Source organism: Candidatus Hydrogenedentota bacterium, assembly GCA_016791475.1.
Taxonomy (GTDB): Bacteria; Hydrogenedentota; Hydrogenedentia; order Hydrogenedentales; family JAEUWI01; genus JAEUWI01.
Genome location: JAEUWI010000477.1, coordinates 1 through 516, shown reverse-complemented (window position 1 = coordinate 516; position 516 = coordinate 1). Strand labels below are relative to the sequence as shown.

1 protein-coding gene is annotated in these 516 nt (G+C 60.9%); it reads left to right on the top strand.

The window, feature by feature from the left end; translation table 11 throughout:
* Positions 1-21: 21 nt before the first annotated feature.
* Positions 22-516, top strand: a 495-nt coding sequence (locus tag JNK74_30335; protein ID MBL7650468.1) for a hypothetical protein, incomplete at its 3' end; no start/stop codon positions are given.

Here is a 516-nt window from a genome sequence, read left to right as displayed (position 1 = left end):
AGTATTGCCGGGAACCTGAGCGTGAGCACAGGTACACTGGGCAACACCGGCAATGTGACGGTGTCGGGGGCCTTGTCCTGGACGAGCGGCATCCTGGGCAGCGCAGACGGCACGGCGACGGGTACGATTACGGTAGCAGGGGCTGCCACGCTGTCGTCTGCTTCGCTCAAACGGCTGTATGGCAAGACATTGAACCTGAACAGCGGCGGTTCCTATTCCGGCAATGGCTCGATAACAATCGGATACGGCGGTACGCTGAACATTCCGGCGGGGCAAACCTTCGCTGCGAATGTGACGGCTACGGTGTCGTGGACGGCCACCACCGGCGGCGGCACCTGGAACAACGCTGGTACGTTTGACAAGCAGGGCAGTGGCGCCCTGACGATTGGGTTTGCATTCAACAATTCCAGTGCCGTGCAGGTCGCTGACGGCGAACTAAATCTGTCGAACGGCGGCGTCCACAACGGGTCGTTCAGCATGGCGTCGGCTGCTACACTTGAGTTCAGTGGTGGCACG